The 21,994-nt window shown below is 69.7% G+C and carries 20 protein-coding genes and 1 pseudogene; 8 read left to right on the forward strand and 13 right to left on the reverse strand.

Annotated features, from left to right (window positions below):
• Window positions 1-141 precede the first annotated feature (141 nt).
• Together ACTMS0_RS26750 and ACTMS0_RS26755 are read right to left on the reverse strand one after the other, a co-directional pair.
• The gene (locus ACTMS0_RS26750; protein WP_441158034.1) at window positions 142-699 is read right to left on the reverse strand and encodes a GNAT family N-acetyltransferase; all 558 of its coding nucleotides are present in this window, start codon (window positions 697-699) and stop codon (window positions 142-144) included.
• Between the two features lie 163 nt (window positions 700-862).
• Entirely contained in the window at window positions 863-1,333 is a 471-nt protein-coding gene (locus tag ACTMS0_RS26755; RefSeq protein WP_441158035.1) for a UPF0158 family protein, read from the reverse strand.
• A 77-nt stretch (window positions 1,334-1,410) separates the two neighbouring features.
• Between ACTMS0_RS26755 and ACTMS0_RS26760 the strand changes: the two genes are divergently transcribed.
• Entirely contained in the window at window positions 1,411-1,839 is a 429-nt protein-coding gene (locus ACTMS0_RS26760) for a hypothetical protein (RefSeq protein ID WP_441158036.1), read from the forward strand.
• Between the two features lie 44 nt (window positions 1,840-1,883).
• Here ACTMS0_RS26760 and ACTMS0_RS26765 read toward each other — a convergent pair whose 3' ends face one another.
• The 4 genes from ACTMS0_RS26765 to ACTMS0_RS26780 form a co-directional block, all read right to left on the reverse strand.
• Window positions 1,884-2,735 (reverse strand): tyrosine-type recombinase/integrase, encoded by an 852-nt coding sequence (locus ACTMS0_RS26765; protein WP_441158037.1) that lies wholly within the window; start codon window positions 2,733-2,735, stop codon window positions 1,884-1,886.
• A 212-nt stretch (window positions 2,736-2,947) separates the two neighbouring features.
• Window positions 2,948-3,481, reverse strand: a complete 534-nt coding sequence (locus ACTMS0_RS26770; RefSeq protein ID WP_441158038.1) for a hypothetical protein — start codon at window positions 3,479-3,481, stop codon at window positions 2,948-2,950.
• On the reverse strand, window positions 3,465-4,058 hold the full coding sequence (locus tag ACTMS0_RS26775; protein WP_441158039.1) for a DUF4240 domain-containing protein: 594 nt from the start codon (window positions 4,056-4,058) through the stop codon (window positions 3,465-3,467). Before ACTMS0_RS26775 ends, ACTMS0_RS26770 begins: the two co-directional genes overlap by 17 nt.
• Before the next feature lie 108 nt (window positions 4,059-4,166).
• Window positions 4,167-4,700 (reverse strand): DUF4240 domain-containing protein, encoded by a 534-nt coding sequence (locus ACTMS0_RS26780; RefSeq protein WP_441158040.1) that lies wholly within the window; start codon window positions 4,698-4,700, stop codon window positions 4,167-4,169.
• Between the two features lie 559 nt (window positions 4,701-5,259).
• Here ACTMS0_RS26780 and ACTMS0_RS26785 point away from each other — a divergent pair.
• Entirely contained in the window at window positions 5,260-5,745 is a 486-nt protein-coding gene (locus ACTMS0_RS26785; protein ID WP_441158041.1) for a hypothetical protein, read from the forward strand.
• Between the two features lie 322 nt (window positions 5,746-6,067).
• On the opposite strand, the gene ACTMS0_RS26790 is transcribed toward ACTMS0_RS26785, so the two are convergent.
• Both ACTMS0_RS26790 and ACTMS0_RS26795 read right to left on the reverse strand, forming a co-directional pair.
• Window positions 6,068-6,331: a hypothetical protein gene (locus ACTMS0_RS26790; protein WP_441158042.1), complete on the reverse strand. Its 264-nt coding sequence runs from the start codon at window positions 6,329-6,331 to the stop codon at window positions 6,068-6,070.
• Between the two features lie 308 nt (window positions 6,332-6,639).
• Window positions 6,640-7,458, reverse strand: a complete 819-nt coding sequence (locus ACTMS0_RS26795; protein WP_441158043.1) for an AraC family transcriptional regulator — start codon at window positions 7,456-7,458, stop codon at window positions 6,640-6,642.
• A 348-nt stretch (window positions 7,459-7,806) separates the two neighbouring features.
• On the opposite strand from ACTMS0_RS26795, the gene ACTMS0_RS26800 reads away from it, so the two are divergent.
• A complete protein-coding gene (locus ACTMS0_RS26800; protein ID WP_441158044.1) occupies window positions 7,807-8,439 on the forward strand; it encodes a class I SAM-dependent methyltransferase in 633 nt (210 codons plus the stop codon).
• Between the two features lie 166 nt (window positions 8,440-8,605).
• Window positions 8,606-8,770, forward strand: coding sequence for a hypothetical protein (locus ACTMS0_RS26805; protein WP_441158046.1), 165 nt, complete (start codon window positions 8,606-8,608; stop codon window positions 8,768-8,770).
• Between the two features lie 182 nt (window positions 8,771-8,952).
• Here the strand turns inward: ACTMS0_RS26805 and ACTMS0_RS26810 are convergent, their stop codons facing one another.
• Together ACTMS0_RS26810 and ACTMS0_RS26815 are read right to left on the reverse strand one after the other, a co-directional pair.
• Window positions 8,953-9,615, reverse strand: a complete 663-nt coding sequence (locus ACTMS0_RS26810; protein WP_441158048.1) for a response regulator — start codon at window positions 9,613-9,615, stop codon at window positions 8,953-8,955.
• Window positions 9,590-10,762 carry a sensor histidine kinase gene (locus ACTMS0_RS26815; RefSeq protein ID WP_441158050.1) on the reverse strand — a complete coding sequence of 391 codons (1,173 nt, stop codon included), beginning with the start codon at window positions 10,760-10,762 and terminating at the stop codon, window positions 9,590-9,592. The genes ACTMS0_RS26810 and ACTMS0_RS26815 overlap by 26 nt, the downstream gene beginning before the upstream one ends.
• Before the next feature lie 174 nt (window positions 10,763-10,936).
• Between ACTMS0_RS26815 and ACTMS0_RS26820 the strand changes: the two genes are divergently transcribed.
• Window positions 10,937-13,225 (forward strand): MMPL family transporter, encoded by a 2,289-nt coding sequence (locus tag ACTMS0_RS26820; protein ID WP_441158051.1) that lies wholly within the window; start codon window positions 10,937-10,939, stop codon window positions 13,223-13,225.
• Window positions 13,226-13,448: 223 nt separating this feature from the next.
• Here the strand turns inward: ACTMS0_RS26820 and ACTMS0_RS26825 are convergent, their stop codons facing one another.
• On the reverse strand, window positions 13,449-16,091 hold the full coding sequence (locus tag ACTMS0_RS26825) for a BTAD domain-containing putative transcriptional regulator (RefSeq protein ID WP_441158052.1): 2,643 nt from the start codon (window positions 16,089-16,091) through the stop codon (window positions 13,449-13,451).
• Between the two features lie 276 nt (window positions 16,092-16,367).
• Here ACTMS0_RS26825 and ACTMS0_RS26830 point away from each other — a divergent pair, with 276 nt between their 5' ends.
• Together ACTMS0_RS26830 and ACTMS0_RS26835 are read left to right on the forward strand one after the other, a co-directional pair.
• Window positions 16,368-18,284 carry an Hsp70 family protein gene (locus ACTMS0_RS26830; protein ID WP_441158053.1) on the forward strand — a complete coding sequence of 639 codons (1,917 nt, stop codon included), beginning with the start codon at window positions 16,368-16,370 and terminating at the stop codon, window positions 18,282-18,284.
• 265 nt (window positions 18,285-18,549) lie between these two features.
• Window positions 18,550-19,545, forward strand: coding sequence for a DUF5954 family protein (locus tag ACTMS0_RS26835; RefSeq protein WP_441158054.1), 996 nt, complete (start codon window positions 18,550-18,552; stop codon window positions 19,543-19,545).
• Window positions 19,546-19,793: 248 nt separating this feature from the next.
• Here the strand turns inward: ACTMS0_RS26835 and ACTMS0_RS26840 are convergent, their stop codons facing one another.
• Complete coding sequence (locus ACTMS0_RS26840; RefSeq protein ID WP_441158055.1) at window positions 19,794-20,198, reverse strand: nuclear transport factor 2 family protein; 405 nt, start codon at window positions 20,196-20,198, stop codon at window positions 19,794-19,796.
• A gap of 105 nt (window positions 20,199-20,303) precedes the next feature.
• Between ACTMS0_RS26840 and ACTMS0_RS26845 the strand changes: the two genes are divergently transcribed.
• Window positions 20,304-21,473 carry a YncE family protein gene (locus tag ACTMS0_RS26845; RefSeq protein ID WP_441158090.1) on the forward strand — a complete coding sequence of 390 codons (1,170 nt, stop codon included), beginning with the start codon at window positions 20,304-20,306 and terminating at the stop codon, window positions 21,471-21,473.
• 79 nt (window positions 21,474-21,552) lie between these two features.
• Here the strand turns inward: ACTMS0_RS26845 and ACTMS0_RS26850 are convergent.
• Window positions 21,553-21,867: pseudogene (locus ACTMS0_RS26850) on the reverse strand (transposase); the annotation flags it as partial.
• Window positions 21,868-21,994: the final 127 nt, after the last annotated feature.

Consider the following 21,994-nt stretch of genomic DNA (forward strand, 5'->3'; position numbering starts at 1 on the left):
GTTCGCCCGCCAGCACTCGTTCATCGGCACGAGCACGCGCCGGCCTGTGGGACGCAGCCGGCCGTGGCGACGAACAGATCGTGACGATCGCTGGCGGCCCGCTCCGCCTGCTACGCGGCATGAGCGGAAGGTCAAGGACGCCTACAGCCGACCTACGGCAAGCTCATAAACGATCTCCAAGCCGTCCTCGTCGTCCCACTGCTGCCCGACCTCGCGAAAGCCGTACTGTGACGCCAGCTCATAGGAGGCCAGGTTGTCGGGGCTGATGGTGACCCGAACCGTACGAACCTGCGGCTCATCGCTGGCACGCTGCAGCAGGGCTTCCAGCGCCGCACGGGCGTAACCACGTCGCCGGTGCGCCGGGTCAACGGCGTAACCGATCTCCGCCATCCCCGCTGCGTCCGGGGGCCCGTGGTAGCCGGCCCGACCCACCGCCAGATGCCGCTGTTCGTCCCAGATGACGCCGGTGACCCACGCCGCGCTGGCCGGGTCTTCCTCGACCTGTCTACTGCGCATCTGCCACACACCTCGCCAGTCAGGGCCGGCAAAGTAGGCTGAGAGAGGAACAGGGCTGGCCGCGTTCGCCGCTGCCAGGTCACCCCTGGCGAGGGCGTAGAACGTCGGGCCGTTCAGATGCACGATGCGCACTTCAGGCGTCGAGCGACGCCCCGGAGTGTCTTCCTGGTGGCGATGAATCATTGAGCGAGGCTCTCACCTCGCCTTGGACGTGGCGGACGAGGGTGCCGGGTCTGCGCTGCCAAATCATCCGCAATTCGGCACGACAGGGCCGCACCGAACGCGCGCGGTCGGCGGCAGATGCGTGCGTTCGTCGTACAGGAAGTCGCGTGGCCCGGGCGCCAGCTCATGGAAGGTCGGGATCTCGGTGCTCGGCCACGAATCGCTCGCCCGTTTCGTCGTCGACCAGCGAGTTGTCGACCAGCCATTCAACCGCCCGCCGCTTTGCGCGCACGTCGCGGAAGGCGTACCACGCCGGCAGCAGGTGCGGATACTCCTCGTGCAACTCGTTCTTGAACCGGCGGAAGGCGCCCTTGCCCTGGATCGCTCGCGCGAGTCGGCGGCCGGCCACCGCGTCACTGATCCTCTGAGCGAAGTCGGCCATGTCCTGGTACCAGACGTAGGAGGGCAACGGGTCGATGCCGACCAGGTCGAGGTCCTCAAGGTCGACGGGCGTTTGTCCGTCGATGCCGCCGTCCATCGTCCAGACCACGATCTCGCCGGTCTGCGGGTTGATCAGCCATCGGTGCTCGTAGTCGGTCTGGTCCTCGAGCGCGGTGGCGATCTCCTCCAGGTCTAGCCTGCTCAGGTCAAGCACCCGGCCACCATAGACCCGCTGCTAGCCGCGCTCCACCAGCGACAGCGCGACCAGCGGCATGAGCGGACGTCCAGGGAGTGGCGATAGACTTGTCCTGCCCGTTCACCGATCATGAACCTCATGAGGACCAGCAGGCGCCGCAGTCGGCCGAGGGTGAGGCGAAGGTCATCACGCTCTGCGGCTCGACCAAGTTTGAGGCTGAGTTCGCGGAGGTCAACCAGCGGCTCACGATGGAAGGTTGCGTCGTGATCAGCCTCGGAATGTTCAGCCTCCCCGATCTGCCAGACTACGACTGGACAGTCGACAGCTCGGACCTGAAGGGGCGGCTTGGCGGCGTGCACTTCCAAAAGATTCGCATGGCGGACGAGGTGTACATCGTGGATCCGGGCGGCTACTTAGGTGAGTCAACCCGACGGGAGATTGCCTACGCGGAGTCGCTCGGCAAGCCGGTTCGGTATCTGAGTCGCGAGCGCTTGGCGCGAACGGGAGACGGCCCCCAAGAGTGAGTCCGACCGGGCGGTCCGCTCATCGGCAAAGCCGCGAGCGCTGGCTATGTCGCGGAAGCCATGTACGCAGCCAGAATGTAGTTGGGGTGCCGGTCGAGGTTCTTGCGGGCCCGGTCGTAGCGCATGGTGGTTCGCGGATCGGCGTGGCGGGCGGCGATCTGCACGTCGCGCAGGCTGACGCCGGCGTCGAGCATGGTCGTCACGAACGTGTGGCGCAGCATGTGGGGGTGCATCCTCGGCATTCGGATTCCCGCAGCCTGGGCGACGTGCTTGAGTCGGCGGGTGGCGGCGTGCCGGTCCATCCGCACGCCGAGGGTGTTGCGCAGGATCGGCCCGCTGGTGCGCTCATCGATGGCCCGGTCGATGGCTCGGGCTACCGCGGGTGGCAGCGGGACGAGCACGACCTTGCCGCCCTTGCCGCGCACGCGCAGGACCCGGTGGCCGTGTTCCTCACCCAGGTCGGCGATGTTCGACCCGCAGGCTTCGAAGATCCGCAAGCCGAGCAGGCCCAAGAGCGCGACCAAGGCGAAGTCGTTCGGGTTGGCCGACAGCCGGGCGGTGGTGATCAGGGCCTCGAACTGCAGGTGACCCAGTCCGAGGGTTGGCGACTCGGCTGGCACCATGGGCCGGCGGACGTAGTCGGCAGGCGAGTGCTCCAGGATGGCGTCGATGACGCAGACCCGATAGAACCCGACCACCACCGACAGGCGCCGCGAGACCGTCGAGGGCTGGTACCGGCGGACGTCTTGCAGCCAGCGCACGTACCGCTCGACGTCCACTCGCGCTGCGGCGAGCGGATCAAGGCCTTGGTCGGTGCACCAACGGAGGAAGACTCGCAGGTCGGACTCGGTATGGACGCGAGTTTGCCCACGGTAGCGGCCCAGGAAGGCCGACACCGCGGCACGCAAAACGAGCTGATTGGCCGGTACGACACTGGGAGCGGGAGCAGGAAAGGCAGCCATACATCACCGTGCGTCACCAACGGCGATGATCGCCAGCCCCACCCGAAGCGACAGATGAGTGTGTTTCGCGGAAGGCTGGCCGGGTGGCTGGGCCACCAGCGCAGTTCTCGGCGTCCGTCCTCGTCGTGCATTGCCATGGTCCTGGATCAGGTGCGTCGGGTGGCCAGCAGATGCGGCGCGGCTCCGTCCGGGGGTTCGGGGAAGTCGGTGGTCTGGCGCAGCGTGAAGGGCGGCGCGCCGTCGTTCAACGGCTTGATCATCTTTCCTGGTTCCGCGATGTAGGCGTAGCCGTTCTGGACGTAGAAGTAGAGCCACGGGTGCAGGCCGAGTTCTTCGCGGGCGTCGCCGATCCAGCCCTGCGTGAGCGACCAGGGTGCTAGCCAGGTCGGCACGGTCTGCATCAGCTCGTACATGCCGTCGTCGAGAACGAATGTCCGTACGAACAGCCCCAGCGAGCCCGGTCGGTCCACGTACGGCTGCTGGACAACCAACGACCGGATACCACCGCCGGGCAGTGAATCGTCGGAGTCGGCGACCAGACACGGCCAGTCGTACTCCAGGACCGGGTCGTCGGGCAGCTGGTCGGTCAGCCCGAGGTGAAAGCGCAGCTCGGCCAGAAACGACTCGGGCGCATCGGGTCGAAGGCGAAGCGCTAGCGTCCATTCATAGTGCAAGCTCACCGGTTCGGCCCCCGCTGAACAGCGCCCACAGGCGCGGGTACCGGCGTGTCACCTCGGCGGAGTCCAAGTGGAGCCACTCGACATCGTCCGGGTTCGGGTCGAACCGCAGGTGGACTCCGCGCTCCTCACTCACCACGTCGCGGACATCTCCAGCAATGTCGGAGCGGGCTTCGCTGACCTCGCAGGCCACGTACTCCAGCGACTCCCAATCCGGGTAGTCGTCGTCCTGCCACGGCTTCGGCAAGGTAGCCAGTCGGTGTACCTCCGGCACCGCGCCGAGGCTGTCAGGGTCGGCGATCGCGGCGCTGTACGCGTCCCGGCCGAGCCCGACGAGCCACATCTGGAAGTAGTGAAAGGAGTCCGTACCGCAGTGCCCGCCCATGAGAATGTCGGCGGCGCGCCACAACCGGAAGGTGTTGGCCGGCTCCCGAGTCGCAGACAGGTGCTGGACGAAGTCCAACAGGTCCGACCGGGCGGCATGCCGCAGCCGGTCATGTAGGAAGGTTTCGCGCTCGCTCCGCGTCGCTCCGGGGTAAGCGGATGCCTCGACCAGCGCCCAGAACTCATTCACGTTCACCGCGCGAGCCTAGACCGGCACGACCAACCGTTGACCAGCCGTCCGGTTGAATCCCCTGCATCCGGTCATCGGCATGACGGCGCTCCGTGGCAGATCCGCTTGACGCGACTAATCCATGAAGAGCGCGGCGAGCCTCGGCAGACGCCGGCGGACCTCGCCGTCGTCCTCGAAGTCCCAGCCCTGGCCGAGCTCCGGGTATCTACCGGTGACCGCACTGGGCAGCTCCATGCTCCCTGTTACGACCGCGTATGCGTCCCATACAACGCCATACATGGATTCGCATTCGAGATCGAACCCGCCGTCGACCGCGACGCGTTGGACCACCGGCAGGTCGGCGAGCGTATCGGGGTCTGCCACAGCGCGTTCGAAGGTCTCCCGCCCCTGTGTGAGCAGCCAGCCGCGGAAGTACTCGAAGCCGTCGTCGGAGCAACCGCCGTTGATTAGATAGGCCGCCTGCCACAGGTCCCACCCGTATGACTGCGCACGCAGATCCCACAGGGGCTGCGCCAGTTCCGCGATCCTGTCGGCCGGCAGGGCAGTCAGCAGCCGCAGTGTCTGTTCGGCGATTTCCTCGGCGTCCGAGAGGTCGGCCGCAGACTCCCGTGCCTTCGCCACTACGTTCCAGAACTCGGCAACACTCATGACGCCGGAGTATGGCAGCGGTCTCCGACTTCGCCGCCCACCATTCGCCGTCGTGCCCGTGCCTGACCGCCCGTCAAGCGCACGGAGCCCTAGAAGATGAGCTGATCGCGGCATGAGCGTGCATCTGATCAAGCGGTCCTTGCGGTCGGTGCCGCGCGCGATCGGCGACGGAGTGTCGGCCAGGTCCCCGCTCGATCGGGCCTGCCACCCGCCTGGCTCGGCGGTGTCGGCCTCCAGTGCCCGCGTCGCGTCGGCCGGCCTGGTGAGTCGGCGCCCGAGTGCGGCTTTCACTTCGCTGTACGCGTCGCGTGCCGCGAAGGCAGTGGTGTCTCTCATACCGGCGCCGGCGCCGGCGGCCAGCGGCCGCGATCAGCTCGACAGCCGACACGGTTCGATCCGATCGAATGGCTGCACACCGATTGCTCTGCTACCGGCAGTAGGCGTGCGCACGCGAAAGCAGTTGAGAAGCGATGCGGCAGGCGCGGCTTGACCTCGGGCGGGGTTCCGGCCAGGATGCGGGTACACATGGGATGAAAAGTGCGGTTTCGGAGGTCACAGCGTGGCGCTGGCGATCGAGCGTGAGCAGCGCACGTTCCTTGCCCATCGCCAGAACTTCGTGGGTCGCTCGGTGTCGTACGGCACCGTTGCCTGGGACTACGTCGGCCGGACCTGGGTGGTCGAACGGCCCGAGGACGGCGAACCGGCCCGTCGCCGCTCCGTCGAATGCCCGGTGTGCGCGAAGACGCTGACCTACTCCGTGTACAGCCTCGCGGCGACCCGGCGAAGGCGTACCCGCCGCTGGATCGCGACCATTGCCTGCCTGATCGCCGCAATCCCGCTGTTCGGCCTGGTCGCACTCGACCCGAGTAGTCCCGTCGTGCTGTCGACCGCGATTGGCAGCGGGACCCTTGCCTTCGTCACCGGCTGGTCCCTCGCGTTCGTCGCCGGCGGCGAGACCGGCCTCGTCGGCCACGGGTCCGCCCTGCCCGGCTACGCGAAGCACAAGCTGCTCCTCCCGAACGCCGAGGACGGCCGCTGGATGTAGCGGGCGGCGCACGCCGCCGACGACTTGGTCGAACTCCGCGACTCACCGAACACCTCCTGCACATCGACCGCTTCGCTGGCTGGCTGCGGCGCAGTGAATCAGTGGCCCTTGATCAGGTGCCCTCATCTCGGCAGTTCCGGATAGCGAGCGGCAGCTCCAGCCGTCACGCTGCGTGCCGCGCGGATCGCGGCTACCTGACCTTGGTCGACGACCAGCCACGGGTGAGGCAATGCGCCCGGCAACTATCCGAGCGCATTGACATCGACAGGGTCGGATACCGGCTGTCTCCAGCCGGTGGCGTCGGCGGCGATCAATCTCCTGGTCAGAAGGGGGGTGCGTCCTCGCCCATCAACGCCAGCACGACGCCTCCCTTCCCGCTCTTGAGGCTCTGGACCACGACCTTGCCGGTGCTGCCGTCGGGCAGCTCCAACGTAAAGGTCTTCCCGACCGCGTCCTTGGGGCCATTGCCGGCGTTGTTGGCGGGTCGGAAGTCGCCTGCCCACGGCGGGGTCCCACCCTTGCGGGCGGGCTCGGCGAAGAGCGCGGCGGTGCCGGGGATCCTGGTGCCGTCCGACGAGAGGAGCACTGAGGCACTGCGATAGGTAGCCATATACGCCAAGGCTATCCCGGACTGCGCTCGTTCGCGCCACGACAACTGCCCCGTAACGCGAACGGCCACGGCGAGCGACCTTGATCTGCTCTCACCCCGTGGGTTGACGTGGCGTTGGCCGCGGCCCGAGCTAGACCCCGGCCGCCGAACCTGCAGCTTCGGCGGCCGACAGCCCGCCGGCTCGGCCGACGTCTCGCACCGCGTCCGCACTTGCCCGCACCAGGCCCAGACACCTCGCAGATTGTCGGCGCGCACGATCGGCGGCATGTGCGGATGAGCCACTGTCATGACCATGCTCGCTGGGTGCGGCGCCATCGCTGCGGGGTAATGCCGTAGCGCTGGCGGAAGCGGCGGACGAGGTAGGTGGCGTCGCGCAGGCCGGTTCGGGCGGCCACGGCGTCGAGCGACAGGTCGGTCTCGCGCAGCATTCGCCGGACCTCGATCATGCGCCGTTCGGTGATCCATTCAAGCAGGGGGCGGCCGGTGCGCCGGCGGAGCACGGTCGTGAGGTGCCCCGGGGTGTAGCCGAGCGTGCGGGCGACATCGGCGGCGGAGACCGGTTCGCGGAACGTCGCCTCGATCTCGGCGAAGACCCGCTCGACGAGTGGGTCCGGCGTGGCCGGAGCGCTGGGTGCCAGTCGCGCGGCTGCGACCAGGAGCCGGGTGAGCAATGCGGCGACGGCCTCGTGGGCACCGAGACGGCCTGGGTCGGCGAGTTCCTCGGCCAGGTCCGCTAGCCACGCCGACCAGTTCGCCTGGTCGGGCTCTGCGATCCGACCGTGCCCCGCGGTGGAGGCGAACAGGGCGAGGAGGGGATGGTGCGCCCAGGCCAGTGGGGTGACCGAGGACAGGGCGGGGACGGCGTCCGGTGTGAACGCGACCGACCACGCGCGGCCGCGGGCGAGTTCGGCCGCGGCCGCTACGCCGATGACCTGCCCGGGCGATACAGCGTGGACCTCGCCAGCGCGCAGCGACCGTTCGGCGCCGTCGACGGTGAACGAGCCCATGCCCTCCTCGACGTAGACCAGGACGAGGAAGTCGTGGGCGTGCCGGTGCTCCGGCGGGAGGCTGGGGTGGGCGGCTTCGGTGTCGAAGCGGGTCACCGAGACAGCAGGCAGGCCGGGGCGCTCACGGTAGCGATAGACCGGCGTCCCGTCGGGCCATACCGTGCGCAGCCTCGACGGCGGCAAGTCACTGACCGAAGAATATCCCATGGCTCCCACGTTAAATCCTGCGTGGTACCCGCAGAATATCCAAGACTTGGAGGTGGCGATACCGGTCCGTCACAGGCCATCGACGCAAGCCGGCCACCGCGTGCACAGGAGGCATCCATGGCAGCTTCGACCCACGTACGCATCCTCGACCAGCGAACTCCGCAGGATCGGGACCGCCCGTTCCTGCCAGGCGCGGGAAAGCCCTGGCTTCTCCCGTTCTACGACGTCCTCACCCGGGTGGCCGGCGTCCGCGCACTGCACGAACGTGCGGTCGAGCTCGCCGGAATCCAGCCCGGCCAGACGGTGGTCGACGTCGGCTGCGGCACGGGAAACCTGTCGTTCGCCGTGCTCGCAGCCCAGCCGAGCGCGCGGGTGACCGGCCTCGACCCCGACCGAGACGCCCTGCACAGGGCAGCACACAAGGCGCGCCGCCGCAGCCTCGCTCTCACCCTCGTTCAGGGATATGCCGACCGGATCCCCGCCGAGGACGCCTCGCTCGACCATGTGGTCTCGTCGTTGGCTTTGCACCACGTCGATGACGACGGTCGGATCGCGTTCGCGCGCGACGCGCTGCGTGCTCTACGGCCGGGAGGAACGGTCACGATCGTCGACTTCGGCGGCCCAGCATCCAACGTCGAGGACGTCGGGCACCCAACACACCGCCATGGCCACAGCCCTGTCCACGCCCTCCGGCACCTGACCCGCCTCATGCGTTCCCGGGTGGCGCACAGCCCGGTCGTGACCCGCAACCACGGCAATGGCATCGTCACACTCCTGACCGACGCCGGGTTCCGCGACGCCCGAGAGGTCGCGCACACCGACCACAGATTCGGCCGGGTCACCTTCGTACAGGCGACACACACCCCTTGAGCTGAACCTGGTGGGGGTGTCGACAGACCCAACCACGCGCCTTGGATCGCATGGGCATGGGCGGACGGTGGTCTCCTCCTGTGGCAAGGACGCGTCCTGCTCGCCGGCCGCGCCGCTGTGAGGCGGAACGGAGGCGACCGTCGAGCTGGTCGACGGGCGGCGGCGGGTGCGTGGTCGCGCCGCGACGGGTGGCGAGCGGTCGCGGCTGTGGGCCCGCTGGCGCGAGATCGACGCGAAGCTGGACGCCTACGCGGCGCTGCGGTCGTCCGAGACCGCGGTGGTGGTCCTGGAATCCATACCCGGCGCGTCGGAGACGTTGCGGGGCGGCTGATCGGCCGACGACCCACGCTCGTCCCAGGCCGGGAGCCGGATCCGATCACCTCTCGGTCAGCGTCCCGACTGCTCGCCCAACCGCAGGGTCACCGGCCTGGGCTCCACTGCCGGTATCGGCGCAACACTCGTTCGTGCACCTCGGCCCGAAACGGCCGCCGAGAATTCCCCGGTACCCGGGGCTCAGGTTCCCGGGATGATCCGGCGGGTCTCGTAGGCCCACATCGCGATCTCCACCCGGTTGCGGGCGCCGAGCTTGGCCATCAGGCTCGCCAGGTGCGTCTTCACGGTGCTCAGGCTGATGTGCAGGGCATCGGCGATCTCGGTGTTGGTCAGCCCTCGGGCGACGGCAAGCAGCACCTCCTCCTCGCGGGCGGTGACCGGGGAGATCGGCTGCGTAGCGGGCCGCCCGGCCGGTACGTCCGCGAACGCCCGCAGCAGGCGCACGGTGACGCTCGGCGCGATGAGCGCCTCACCGTCCGCGGCTGACCGCACGGCCTGCACCAGCAGCTCCGGCCCGGCGTCCTTGAGCAGGAACCCGCGGGCTCCCGCGCGCAGGGCGCCGTAGACGTACTCGTCGAGATCGAAGGTGGTGATCACGACCACGACCATCGGGTCGGCGACGCCCGGACCGGCAACCAGCCGGGTGGCCTCCAGCCCGTCGAGCAGGGGCATCCGGATGTCGAACAGGCAGACGTCGGGTCGCAGGTCGCGGGCCAGGCGCACCGCTTGCTGCCCGTCGGCCGCTTCGCCGACCACCTCCACATCGGGCTGGGCGTCCAACATGATCCGCAGCCCGGTACGGATGATCGCCTGGTCGTCAGCGATGAGCACGCGGATGGACACCGCTATCCTCCCTCCGCCGTGGCAGCTCGGCCTCGACACGCCAGCCCTGGTCGGCGCCCGGACCGGCCCGTAGCTGTCCGCCCAGCAGGGCAGCCCGCTCACGCAACCCGGCAAGGCCGTACCCGTCGCGACCTCGGCCGGCCCGCACGCCGTCGTCCCGCACCGTCACCCGTACCCGCTGCGGTTCTCCGGTGACCCGGACGACGACCTCGGTCGCGTCGACCGCGTGCCGCATGGCGTTGGTCACCGACTCCTGCACGATGCGATAGACCGCCGCGTCCACGGCCGGCGGCAGCGCGTCCAGCTCGCCGGCGAGCCCCAGGTCGACCCGGAGACGACCACCCGGGGCGCGCACCAGCCGCTTCAGGTCGGCGACGCCAGCCGGCGGTGCCAGCTCGGCGCCGGCCCCGCCGTCGCGCAGCGTAGCGACCATGGCACGCATTTCCTCCAGCGTGCGCGCCCCCTCCTCCTCGACCCCCTCCAGCGCCTCGACGGCGGCGGCCGGGTCCGTGCCCGCGACCACCCGGCCAGCCTGGGCGCGGATCACCATGGCCGAGACGTGGTGGGCCACCGTGTCGTGCAGTTCCCGGGCGAGTCGCTCGCGCTCGCGGGAGCGCACCCGCTCCAGTTGCCGCTCGCGAGCCGTCTCCCGGAACCGCACGGACGCCCCGATCACCGCGGGCAGGAGCAGGAACGCGAAGCCCACGACCTGGTCGACGGCCGGGGTGTCGTCCGTGACGACCGACAGCGCGAAGGCCGCGAGGATCACCAGACCTCCCAGCACGACCTCCCGTCCCGATCCCCACCGGGGCAGCGCATACACCAGCACGAGCACGACCACGCCGGTGTACAGGCCGACCGGCTCCCGCGGGGCGGCCACCAGCGAGGCCACCTGGAGCAGAATCATCGCGCCGAACCCGAGCGCGACCATTGCCAGCGGGTGGGTCCGGCGCCACAGGGGCAGCACGCACAGCCAGACAGCGAACACCACAGCCACCGGCCGCCACACGACGTCCTCCCGCAGCGCGGCCTCCAGCACCACACCGCCCAGGCCAGCAGCGAGCAGCGCCCAGTCCCGCCACACCCGGCCCGGCGCGCCGGGCGGCCGTGGTTCGGTCCACAGGGCTCGCAGGTCGTCTCGCAGCACGGTTTCAGCCTAGGGAGCGCGCCGCGCCGCACATCGGCCAAAAGAACGGAGCGTCGCTCCGTCTGGGGACGGGCGGATCCGTGGCTTGCGAGCCGATGTCCGGAAGCGCCGCCGCGACGAACCTCGTCATCGACGGCCGCGTGGAGACGGCCGACGAGGTGGTTGGAGGACCCGATGCTCTCGAAAGCCCTCTCCCGTCTGGGCGGGAGCGCCGCCCGCCATCCATGGCGAGTGGTCGCGGCGTGGCTGCTCGCCGCCGCGCTTGCGGTCGCCGCCGCGATCGCCTTCGGCGGGCGGACCGCCGATTCGATGACCGTTCCCGGGCTGGACTCCCAACGGGCCGCGGAGCTGATCCAGCGGGCCGGCACCGGCCAGGAGGGGATGACCGCCCAGGTGGTCGTCACCCCCGCCGACGGCGGGGCGACGTTCTTCGACCACGGCGTCGCGCGCACCGCGCTCGCACGGCTGCAGGCCGAGGTGAGGCGACTCCCGCACGTGCTCGGCACGAGCGACCCGGCGGGGGCGCTCGACCTCGGCGCGGACGCCGCCGTCCGCGGCGGCCTGGTCTCGGCCGACGGGCGGATCGCCGTCGTCCGGGTGCAGTACCCCGACCAGAGCCAGCTGTCGACCGAGGACGTCGACGCCCTCGTCGACCTCGTCGACCGGCTGCGCGGCGAGATGCCACTGCGCATCGAGATGGGCGGGGACCTCTTCTACGTCTTCTCCGACCCCGGCGGCGGCGCCAGCGAGCTGATCGGCATCCTCGCCGCGGCCGCGATCCTGTTCTTCGCGTTCGGCTCGCTCGTCGCCGCCGCGCTGCCGATCGCCATGGCGGTCTTCGGGCTGACCGTCGGGGTTGCCACGATGACGGTACTCGCGGGGATGACGGAGATCCCCACCTTCGCACCGGTCCTCGGCAGCATGGTCGGTCTCGGGGTGGGCATCGACTACGCCCTTTTCGTGCTCGCCCGGCACCGGGAGTACCTCGCGCGCGGGGTCGAGCCTCACGAGGCGGCCGGGCGAGCGGTGGCCACGGCCGGGCGACCCGTGGTCTTCGCCGGCGGCACCGTCGTCGTGTCGATCCTCGGCATGGCGGTCGCGAACGTGCCGTTCATGACGGTGGGCGGGCTCGCGGTCTCGATCGTCGTCCTGATCATGGTGGTCGCGTCGGTGACGCTGCTGCCGGCCTTCCTCGGCGCCGCCGGCCCGCGCCTCGCCCGGGTCGGTTGGTTCGGCCGGGCCTCCTGGGTCGGGAGGCTGGGCCGGCTCGGACGGCGGCGGGTCACGGCGGCGGGCGCGGTCCCCGCGTCCGGGTGGCAGCGCTGGATCGGGCACGTCAACCGGCACCCGGTGCCGTACGCGGTCGGCGCGGCCGGGCTGCTGCTGGCTGCGACGCTGCCCGTGCTCGGCCTGCGTGTCGGCCTGCCCGACGACGGCACGCTGCCGGACAGCCGCACCGAGCGCCGCGCGTACGACCTCGTCGCCGAGGGGTTCGGCCCGGGCACCAACGGTCCCCTCATCATCGCCGTGGACCTCGCCGGCGATACGGGGGTGGTGTTGGACCGGCTCGTCGGAGCGGTCGCGGCGGACCCGGGCATCGCGTCGGTTGCGCCGGCGCTGGTCGATCAGGCCACCGGGATCGCGACCCTCGTGGTGTTCCCGACCACCGGCCCGCAGGAGCGGGCCACGGCCGATACCGTCGCCCGGCTTCGGGCCGACGTTCTACCTTCCGTGGTCGGGCAGGGCCCGGCGAGGGCTCACGTCGGCGGCGCTGCGGCGAGCTTGTCCGATGTGGGCCGGCGGACCAGCCAACGCCTGCCGATCTTCGTCGCCGCCGTGCTGGCGCTGTCGTTCGTGCTGCTGATGCTGGTCTTCCGGTCGGTGCTCGTACCGCTGAAGGCGGTGCTGCTGAACCTGCTGAGCATCGGCGCGGCCTACGGCATCATGGTCGCGGTGTTCCAGTGGGGCTGGGGCGGTGCGCTGATCGGGCTGGAGGCGGCGGTACCGATCGTGTCGTTCCTACCGATGTTCCTGTTCGCGATCCTGTTCGGTTTGTCGATGGACTACGAGGTGTTCCTCCTGTCGCGCGTACGTGAGGAGTATCTACGCACCGGCGATAACGGCACGGCGATTGTGCGGGGCGTCTCGGGCACCGCCCGGGTCATCACGTCGGCCGCCCTCATCATGGTGGCGGTGTTCCTGTCCTTCGCCGTCGCCGAGGACCCGTCGACCAAGATGTTCGGGTTCGGCCTGGCCACCGCGATCTTCATCGACGCCACGGTCGTGCGCATGGTGCTGGTACCGGCGACCATGACGCTCCTCGGCCGGGCCAACTGGTGGCTGCCGGGGTGGCTGGACCGGGTCCTCCCCCAAGGCCCGGCCGGCATCGACGCCGCAGGCGACACCGACGTCGAGTCCACGGGCGGGGCCGGGCCCGCCCGGGTACCCGCTCCGAATCGCTGAGAATCCCTGAAGCGGGGATCCGCCGATCGGGCCCGAACATCCACGACATGACCGCCTCGACTGCGAGGATTGCCCCGACCATGGCCGGTCCGGGAACCGACGGGATCGATGCCCGCTCATCGCCGGAAGCGGATGCGGAACATTCATCCCTCTCTGGCCGGTCGACCGTTAGGGACCGGCGGAGCGCTTGCACAGCCCGGCTCTGCGCCGGTGTCGATGGTGCTCACTTCTCTGCCAGGCTGCCTTGGAGCTCGGTGGCCAGGGCGATGGTCTCTTCCTGGGGTTCGGTGTCGAGGTCGGTCAGGGCTTTGGTCAGGGCGCGCAGGAGGGTGCGGATGCCGTTGGCGTCGCCGAGGGCGTGGCGGGCGTGCATGGCGCGGGTGTAGAGGGCTTCGTTGTAGCGGTCGAAGCCTATTGCCTTGTCGAGCAGGTCCGATGCGGCGTGCGGGTCAGAGTGGAGTAGGTCGTCGGCGAGCAGGAGGTGGGCTTCGGTGCTCCAGCGGCGGACGGTCTCGCGGTGGGGCTGGAGCCATTCGTAGTCCTGGCCGTCTGCCAGTGGCGCGGTGTAGAGGTCGCAGGCGGCGGTGAGCAGTTCGCGGCGGCGTGGTCCGGTGGCGATGGTGGCCGTGCGTAGGAGGTCGCGTAGCGCCCAGACGTCGACGTCGACGGTTGCTGGGTCGAGTCGGTAGCGTCCGGCGGTCTTGATGACGTAGGCGTTCTTCGTGTCCGCGGTGCCGGCGCGGCCGAGGACGTGTCGCAGGTTGCTGGCGTTGGTGTGGACGCGTTGGTCGGCTTGGCTGATGCGGGCGTCGGGTTCGAGGTATTCGCCGATGTCGCGGGTGGTGGCTCCGTCGGGGTGGCAGGCGAGGAACACGGCGAGTTCGAGGGCTTTGGCGCGCAGCGGCCGGCCGGGTTGGGTGATGTTGTCGATCCGCGGCTGTCCGAGCACCCGTAGCTGAGCCTTACCGGTGCTCGTAGCAGCAGGTGGCGTGGTGAGCGGGGCAGGCTGGTCGGCGGGCTCGGTGTCGGTTCGGCTGGCGTGCAGGGGGACGACCGTGACCGGTACAGCGGGTGACGCAACGGCGGGCGGTTCACCGGTCTGCGCCTCCCGCAGGGTCGTGAGGATCTGGATCGCCGTGTCCCGCTCGAGTACGGGCATGCGCGGTGGCACCAGTTCGGTCGCCTGCCCGCACACGAGGGTGGTGTGGCCGTCCGGGGCGACCTCGATGATGGCGCCGTGGGCCCATTCCCCGAGCAGGAGTGCGGACACGTGCAGGTCACCGCCGAGGGCGAGAGCGACCTTGGCCCGCATGCGGGCGCCCGCGGGTGGGGTCCGGGTGATGAGCATGGCCGGTGGCAGCGGTTCCTCCTCGGGGGCCTGCTGCCGCAGGGTGTCCAGATCCGTGAGGGCGTGCTCGTCGAGGATGCGGCTGCGGTGCAGGAGTCTGGCCTCGATCACGGCGAGCGCGTCATCGACGCTGTCGAGGACGTGCAGCCGTGGCCACGGGTTCAGGGCTCGCGCGTCTGGTCCGAGCAGTGTTTCCAGGGTGGCGGCGTCGATGATGACTTCTCCGCGGGCGTGGGGCTGGTGCGGGCCCCCGGATGCCAGGACCGCGACGAGGGTGGCACGGGCGGCGGCGTGCGCGCCGTCTCCGACGATGCCGGCTCCGCCGGTCGGCAGCGGTGCAAGGTCGGGCACGAGTGCGGGCGGCTCGTGGCTGTCCGGATTGGCCAGTTCGGGGTTGCGGGCGACGGCGCGGCGCAGGTGGAGCACCGGCGGTGACGGCTGCGTGGGTGCGTCGGCGTCGGGCTCGCCGGTGTATCGGCGGCGGCGTTGTGCCCAGACCAGCGCGGCGGCAGCGCTGATCGCGGCGGCGAGTGACCAGGGCAGCCAGTCGGACGGCGATAGCTGCACGCCGTGCTCGTCGGTCGCCGCGGTCGGGCTGTGCATGCCAGTCACATCCGGCGCGGCGGAAGGCGACGCCGACGCGGTGGGGGTGGAGGTGGTAGGCGAGGTGGACTCCGCGGCGCTCGGGGCTTTCGACGTGCCGCTGGGGATTGCTGCTGCTTCCTGATCAGGTGTGGCGGGCGGCACGGTGCGGCTCGGCGAGTCTGGGGTGGAACTCGGCGATACCGAAGGGGACGCGGTCGCGGGTGGTGGTGTCGGCGGAGCGGGCGGCGTCGCCGGTGCGGCGCTCTCCGGTGGGCGAGCGTCGGCGGGGAGCCGCAGGTCCCAGCCGGGGTAGATGAGGTCGCAGTCGCGCAGGGTGCCGCCGATTCGGGGGAAGTGGCGGTGCTTGTTCAGGCGGCAGATCTCGGGCCAGCGGTTCGCGTCGCCGAGCCACTCCTTGGCGATCGTGGACAGGGTGTCGTGTCGCTCGACGGTGTAGAGGTAGCGGGTGTCGGCGACCTGGATCAGCGCGGGACCACGTGCGACGGCTTGCCGAGGGATGACGCCGGCGCCGTCAGCCGAGGCGACGACGGCCGGCGAACTGCCCGCGTCGTTTCCTGTGTTGAGCGAGCCGGCGGAGGTGACGGCGATCGCGGCGGTTCCGGCCAGGCCGAACACGAGCCGGTGCAGCGGTGCCGGAAGCCGCAGTGCCGGGATCCGCCAGCGGGTCACCACCGCGACCAGTTCGGTGGCCAGGAGCAGGGCGAACACGGCCCAGAGCAGCCACAGCGCCCAGACGGCTATGCCTGCGAGGACGGTCGGGGTGAAGCGTCCACTCGGCTGGTCGAACCAGACGGTGACCTGCGACCACGACGGTAGCCGCCGGAGCGGATCGCCACCGACGACCCACAGCAGCAGGGGCACCCCAACCAGGAACACCGCCGTGCCGAGGGCTGCGCGGATGACTCGGGCCACCACTGCCGACCGCGCTGGCCGGTGGCGCGGTGCCGCCTCGCGTGGGGTGTAGACGGTGGGACGCGTGCCGTACTCGGCCATCCGGCGAGTTCTGTCTGGGGACTCCTGCGGCACCGTGCCCTCCCCCTTCGCCCGACGCTGGCCTTCTCCCGCATACACGAGGATGCATGTCGATGACCATCCCGTGGAGAAGGATTCTCACCATGCGCGCACAAAGAATCACCCTGCGGGATGATGGTTGACGGCCCAATGCCGGGTCGGGTGAGACTGCCGCACATGCCAAGCGGGGGCGCACGACTGTCGATAGACCTCACCTCGTCGGCCATCGCCGCCACGGTTGGTCACCACGGCGCCCGGATCCCCGTCATGCTCGACGGTCACCCCGTCATGCCGCGCGGCGTCGCCCTCGACCCAGAGGGCACCCTCTTCCTCGGCGTGCCCGCAGCGACCGCGTCGCCAGCCGGCCACCAGTTTGTACCTGACCCGCTGGACCTGCTCGGCACCACAGCGAGCGAGCAGCCCCTCGACACTGTCGACCTGCTCGCCACGCTGCTGCGGCACGTCACCGGTCAGGCCGCCAGTCAGGTCGGTGAGCCGATCGTCGCGCTCACCATGACCATCCCGTCCAGCTGGGGACCACGCCGACGCGACCAGCTCACCGAAGCGGCGTCCCGCGCCGGTCTACCCGCCCCCGCCATGGTCACCGCACCAGCAGCCCTCGCCGCCCACGCCCAAGCTCATGGGCTCACCGCCCTGGACGGCTCCTGCCTGCTGATCTGCCAGGCCGACCGTCACCCGGTCACCCTGACCGTCCTTCAGTCCAGCGGCGACGGGTACCGCGAGCTGGCGACACGATCGATCGACCCACCGGGCGACCTGAACCAGGCTCTCGCCCAGCATCTCGTTGACGCGGCCACCACCGACGACGACCCGCTCCGCGCCGGGATAACCCAATCCACGCGGGACGGCCGAGTCCTGCTGGAATCCGTCCGCCAGGCCAGACAACTCCTCGTCGCGCAGGACCGCGCGCCAGTTCTGCTCCCTGCGCCCCGCAAACCCGCCGTGATCACCCGCGACGATGTCGCGGTCGCCGCGCAGCCCCTTCTCGACGCGGTTCACGAGGCGGTCCGTGACATCCTCGACGCCGCCGACATCGACCACCAGCACCTCGCCGGCGTCATCCTTCACCAAATCGAACCGGTGCCCGGACTGGCGGATCGGTTGGACACCGCGACCGGCCTCACCCCGGCCACCCTCACCGGCCAGTCCCACGCCCTGGCTGACGGCGCCCTCGCCCTCACCGCACCGCAGCATCAAACACGTACCGTCGCACACACCCACCTGCCGCGCGTGCGACTCCGCGTCCGGGACCTGACCAGCGCCACCGTGCTCAGCGCCTGCTCGCTCGCCCTGCTGTTGCAAGCAGTCTTCACCGCCGACATCACGACCGTCGAGTTTCGGATCATCGGTGTTCGCACCTCCCTACCTCAGCTGGGCGCCGCGGGTGCGCTCGCCATGCTCACCGCGCTAGCCGTAGCGCACCTCGCCCCCACCACCTGGCTCGCCGGAACACCCACCACATCAGCACCCGAACCCGCGACCGGCAGCCTCATCCGACGCGGATACCTCGCCGCCGCCGTCGGCGGCACCGTCGCCGCGGCCCTCTACGGACTCGCCACCGGCACCTCCGTCGGGTTCGATTACAGCCCCTACCTGAAATGGACCCTCGGCTCCGCACTACCACTGGCCGCCTGCGCCGCCGTCATCGCCGCCATCGCACCCCGCATCCCCGCCGCCAACCTGCCCACCTGGCTCAGCCACACCCGGCCCGCAGTCCTGCACGCCGTCATCTCCACCATCGGCATCTACCTCATGCGGGCCGCACTCACGATCACCCCACCGGTCGACTGGACCGGCATGCCGGGCCTCATCGGCAGCGCCGGAGCGGCCCTCCTCGGCATCGCCACCGCGCTGACCGCCAGCCGAAGCCGCACCATCCGCGTCATCACCGCACCCGGCCTCGCGATCGGCTACGCCATCGTCTTCACCAACGACACCAGCAGCGCACTCATCGTCGGCTACCTCATCGCCGTCACCTGGTGGGCAGTGCGGCTCACCGCACACACACTCCGCCTCGCATTCCCCACCACGGGGCACGCGCTACGCCGACTCATAGACGGCCCGGCCAGCTGACAATTTGACGGAAGCGCCATGCGCCGTATCAATCTCCTGGCGGACCGCATCCCCCGGTTTCCGCCGACACCTCATCAATCCGGTGCGCTCGCGACGACATAGATGAGAACGCGCCCCGGGCACGCCGAGGAGCGGGAAGAACTCGTGGTGGAGATGTGGGACGGCCAAGACACCCGTCGTCTGCCCGTGTCAGCGCGGCAGCAGGGTGAACGGCCATCGATTCGATGGCGTGCCGGGCTGACAGCAGACCCATCCTCGTCACAGAATGCTCCCCGTGAGTGACGATGAGGAGTCCCTGGCGGCGGTGTTGCGGGTGGAGCTGCGCGACGATCCGGTCGGCGCGGTCACCGAAGACGACGCCATACGGCGCGCCGCCGCGTACCCGAACATTCGGGTGGGGGCGCCGGTGTTCGGGCACGCCGTCGACCTCGGTGGCGGCAGGTGGGCGGTGCGGGCCCTGGTCGACGACACCCCGCAGGCGGCTCGGGACACCCTCGCCCACCGGCTGCGGGAACGGCTCGCCGAGACCACCGACCCGGCACTGGCCGCGGAGCTGACCGATCTGGTGCGGCTGCTGGGCTGGGAGAAGGTCGACGAGATCACGGTGGCCGGCTGCCGGCACCGGATCGTCCGGGCGGATACCTTCGCTCGGTTCGGCCCCGACGGACCGGAACCACCCCGACCCAGCGACCGCGACCCGCAGCGACCTGACGAGCGGGACAGCCTGCTCGACGGCGATGTGATCGCCGACCCGGCCGCGCCCACCGGTGTCGGCGAGGTCGTGTTGAAGGTGGACCTACTGACCGCGCACTACCCCCGCGCCCAGGTCCCGGCCGACGTCTACCGCGACAGCGTCGCCGCCGTCCGCACCCATCCCAACGGTGTTGTCCTGCCGACCCGGTACGCCGCCGCCGAGCGCGTGGGCGGGGCGTGGCAGCCGTTCAGCCGCGCGGTCGCCACCCCGCAGGAGGCCCGCGACACGATCGCCTTCGACTTCCGCTACCTTGAGCCCCGCCTCAATCAGCTCACCGACGACCAGATCACGGCCTACCAGCAGGCCGCCGACGAACTCGACGACAGCCGCGCGAACGAAACAACCGTGCTCCGCCGGCGAATGCGGGTCACCCGCATCGAAACCCTGCTGCGGTTCTCACCCGACGGCCCCGAAGGACCACGCCCCTCCGACCATGACCCCGAACCCCCACCCGAAGCCCATTTCGCACAACTACGCAAGCAGGGCCCGCTCCCCGGCCCGAGTTGAACCCCAACTGCATGATCACGATGGGCGGCCGACCTGCTGCAATCCTGGGCTTCAACATTCGCCGCTACTCCAACAACAAGCTGCTGACCAAGCCGAGCAACGATGCGTTACGGCGGATCCCGTCGGATGCTCAGCCCACGTCATGATCAGCCAAACCACCCGTTGCCGGACTGCGCGATGTCCCCGAGACAACCCTTCCATGAATGAGGACGGTGGTTCCGCCGCCATGGCCTGCCGGCTGTGTCGGCCTACGTGGATGGAACCGCGAAATAGTCGCGCAGCATAGCGATCTTTCCCTCACGGAGGCGGAACACTTGCACCAGTAACATTGCCGCGCTGCCTCCTTCCGGTGCATCGAAAACCGTATCGATCTCGGCGATGAACACCTCGGGATCCGTCGTATCGTGCAGCACGTACCTGGACCGCTCGACGTTCACCGTGCCCTCGTAGGCCGGATCTCTGTGGTAGGCGCCGATACCGGCCCGGATGGCCTCACGGCCGTCCAGGCGGCGCGGCAGTGGATGCCCTTCAGGTACCAGTGGCGCCTCGAAGACCCCATCCTCGGTGAACAGCTCAGCGACCGCGTCCGGGTTGCGGCTGATGGGGCCGGCGTACACGTACCGCTCGAAGATCTGTCTATGCGTCAGCGTCACTCTCTCCATCCTAATGGGGCACATCGATGTACCAACATCGTCAGCCGCAACCAATTCGCGCAAAGAGTGCCTATTAGGGCGATTTGCCCGTAACCTGCCGGGGTGATGATGTCGCAGCGGATCATTGCTCTCGCCGTGCTGTTCCTTTCCGCTTCCGCGTGCACTGCCGCCGAAGGGGATCGGCAGCAGCCGCCGACGTCGCCGCCGCCGCCAGGCGAGTCGCCGTTCGGCCCGCTGGTCGCCGGAATGCCGACCTATCCACGACCGGGAGACGTGTACGCGGCGGCGGGCCCGAACATGCTGGCCGAGCAGGTCCGCGACGACCGTGCCCTCGTGTACGTGCCAAACACGAAGAGCAATGACGTATCGGTGATCGACCCGAAGACGTACAAGGTGATCGACACCTTCCCGGGTGGACCCGAGCCGCAGCACGTCGTGCCGTCGTACGACCTGCGGACGCTGTACGTGGCCTCCAGCCAGATCCCGGACGGAGGCCTCGTCCCGATCGACCCCCGCACCGGCAAGCCCGGCAAGTTCCGGCTGCTGGAGGACGTCTACAACCTCTACTTCACCCCAGACGGCAAGCAGGCCATCGTGGTGGCCGAGGCGTACCAGCGGCTGGACTTCTACGACCTGGGCACGTGGCAGCGCGTGCGGTCGGTGCGGTTTCCCGAGTGCGAGGGCATCAACCACATGGACTACTCCGCCGACGGCAAGATCATGCTGTTCAGCTGCGAGTTCGCCAACCGGATGCTCGTGCTGGACACCCTCAGCCTCGACAAGCTGCGCGAGTTCACCCTGACCGAGACGCCCGACGGGATGCCGCAGGACACCCGACTCACCCCGAACGGACAACACTTCCTGGTCGCCGACATGCACGCCCACGGGGTGTACGTCTTCGACGCTCACGCCACCCGCCAGACCGGCTTCATCCCCACCGGCAGGGGCGCGCACGGCATCTACTTCAGCCGCGACAGCAAGCTCGCCTACATCACCAACCGCGACGCCGGCAGCATCATGGTGCTCGACCTGGCCACCCTGAAGCCGACCACCACCTGGCGGATCCCGGGCGGAGGGAGCCCGGACATGGGCGGCCTCTCCGCGGACGGCACCACCCTGTGGCTGTCCGGCCGCTACCACGACGAGGTGTACGTCATCCGTACCCGCGACGGGAAACTCCTCGCTCGCATCCCCGTCGGCGCCGGTCCACACGGATTGACCATCTGGCCCCAGCCCGGTCGCTACTCCCTCGGCCACACCGCCAACATCCGCTAGTGCCCACATCGCCGGCAGCCGGCACTTTCCGATTGTTGCGGGTCTGTCAAACGAACGGTGTAACTCGGGTTGCTGACGATTACCTCCGGCCTGCGGAAAGGCGTCCTTCGAAGGCGATGTCGAAGGCGTTGAGGGCGGGTTTCCAGCGCATGGTCCAGCGCCGGCGGCCCTGTCCGGTCGGGTCGAGGCTCATGATCGCGAGGTAGACGCACTTGAGCGCGGCGGTCTCGTTCGGGAAGTGGCCGCGGGCTCGGACGGCGCGGCGGATGCGGGCGTTGACGCTCTCGATGGCGTTGGTGGAGCAGACGACGGTGCGGATCTCGGCATCGAACGCGAGGAACGGCACGAACTCCGCCCAGGCTTGCTCCCACAACCGGACGATCGCCGGATACCGGCTCTGCGAAGTTAGCGGGGGTCAGCGAAGTTCTACGGCTATCTGTTGCGGGCCTCGGTAACCGTCGTGGCAGACCTTAGGGTGAGCCCGCGGCCACCCCGATGCGTGGCCCGTCGACCACGGCACT

This window comes from Micromonospora sp. H33 (assembly GCF_052068455.1).
In the GTDB taxonomy this organism is placed as follows: domain Bacteria; phylum Actinomycetota; class Actinomycetes; order Mycobacteriales; family Micromonosporaceae; genus Micromonospora.

Coding starts and splice junctions, on each gene's coding strand:
- ACTMS0_RS26750 (WP_441158034.1), bottom strand. CDS start 699: ATGATTCATCGCCACCAGGAAGACACTCCGGGGCGTCGCTCGACGCCT.
- ACTMS0_RS26780 (WP_441158040.1), bottom strand. CDS start 4,700: ATGAGTGTTGCCGAGTTCTGGAACGTAGTGGCGAAGGCACGGGAGTCT.
- ACTMS0_RS26820 (WP_441158051.1), top strand. CDS start 10,937: ATGCTCTCGAAAGCCCTCTCCCGTCTGGGCGGGAGCGCCGCCCGCCAT.
- ACTMS0_RS26830 (WP_441158053.1), top strand. CDS start 16,368: ATGCCAAGCGGGGGCGCACGACTGTCGATAGACCTCACCTCGTCGGCC.
- ACTMS0_RS26835 (WP_441158054.1), top strand. CDS start 18,550: ATGCTCCCCGTGAGTGACGATGAGGAGTCCCTGGCGGCGGTGTTGCGG.
- ACTMS0_RS26845 (WP_441158090.1), top strand. CDS start 20,304: ATGATGTCGCAGCGGATCATTGCTCTCGCCGTGCTGTTCCTTTCCGCT.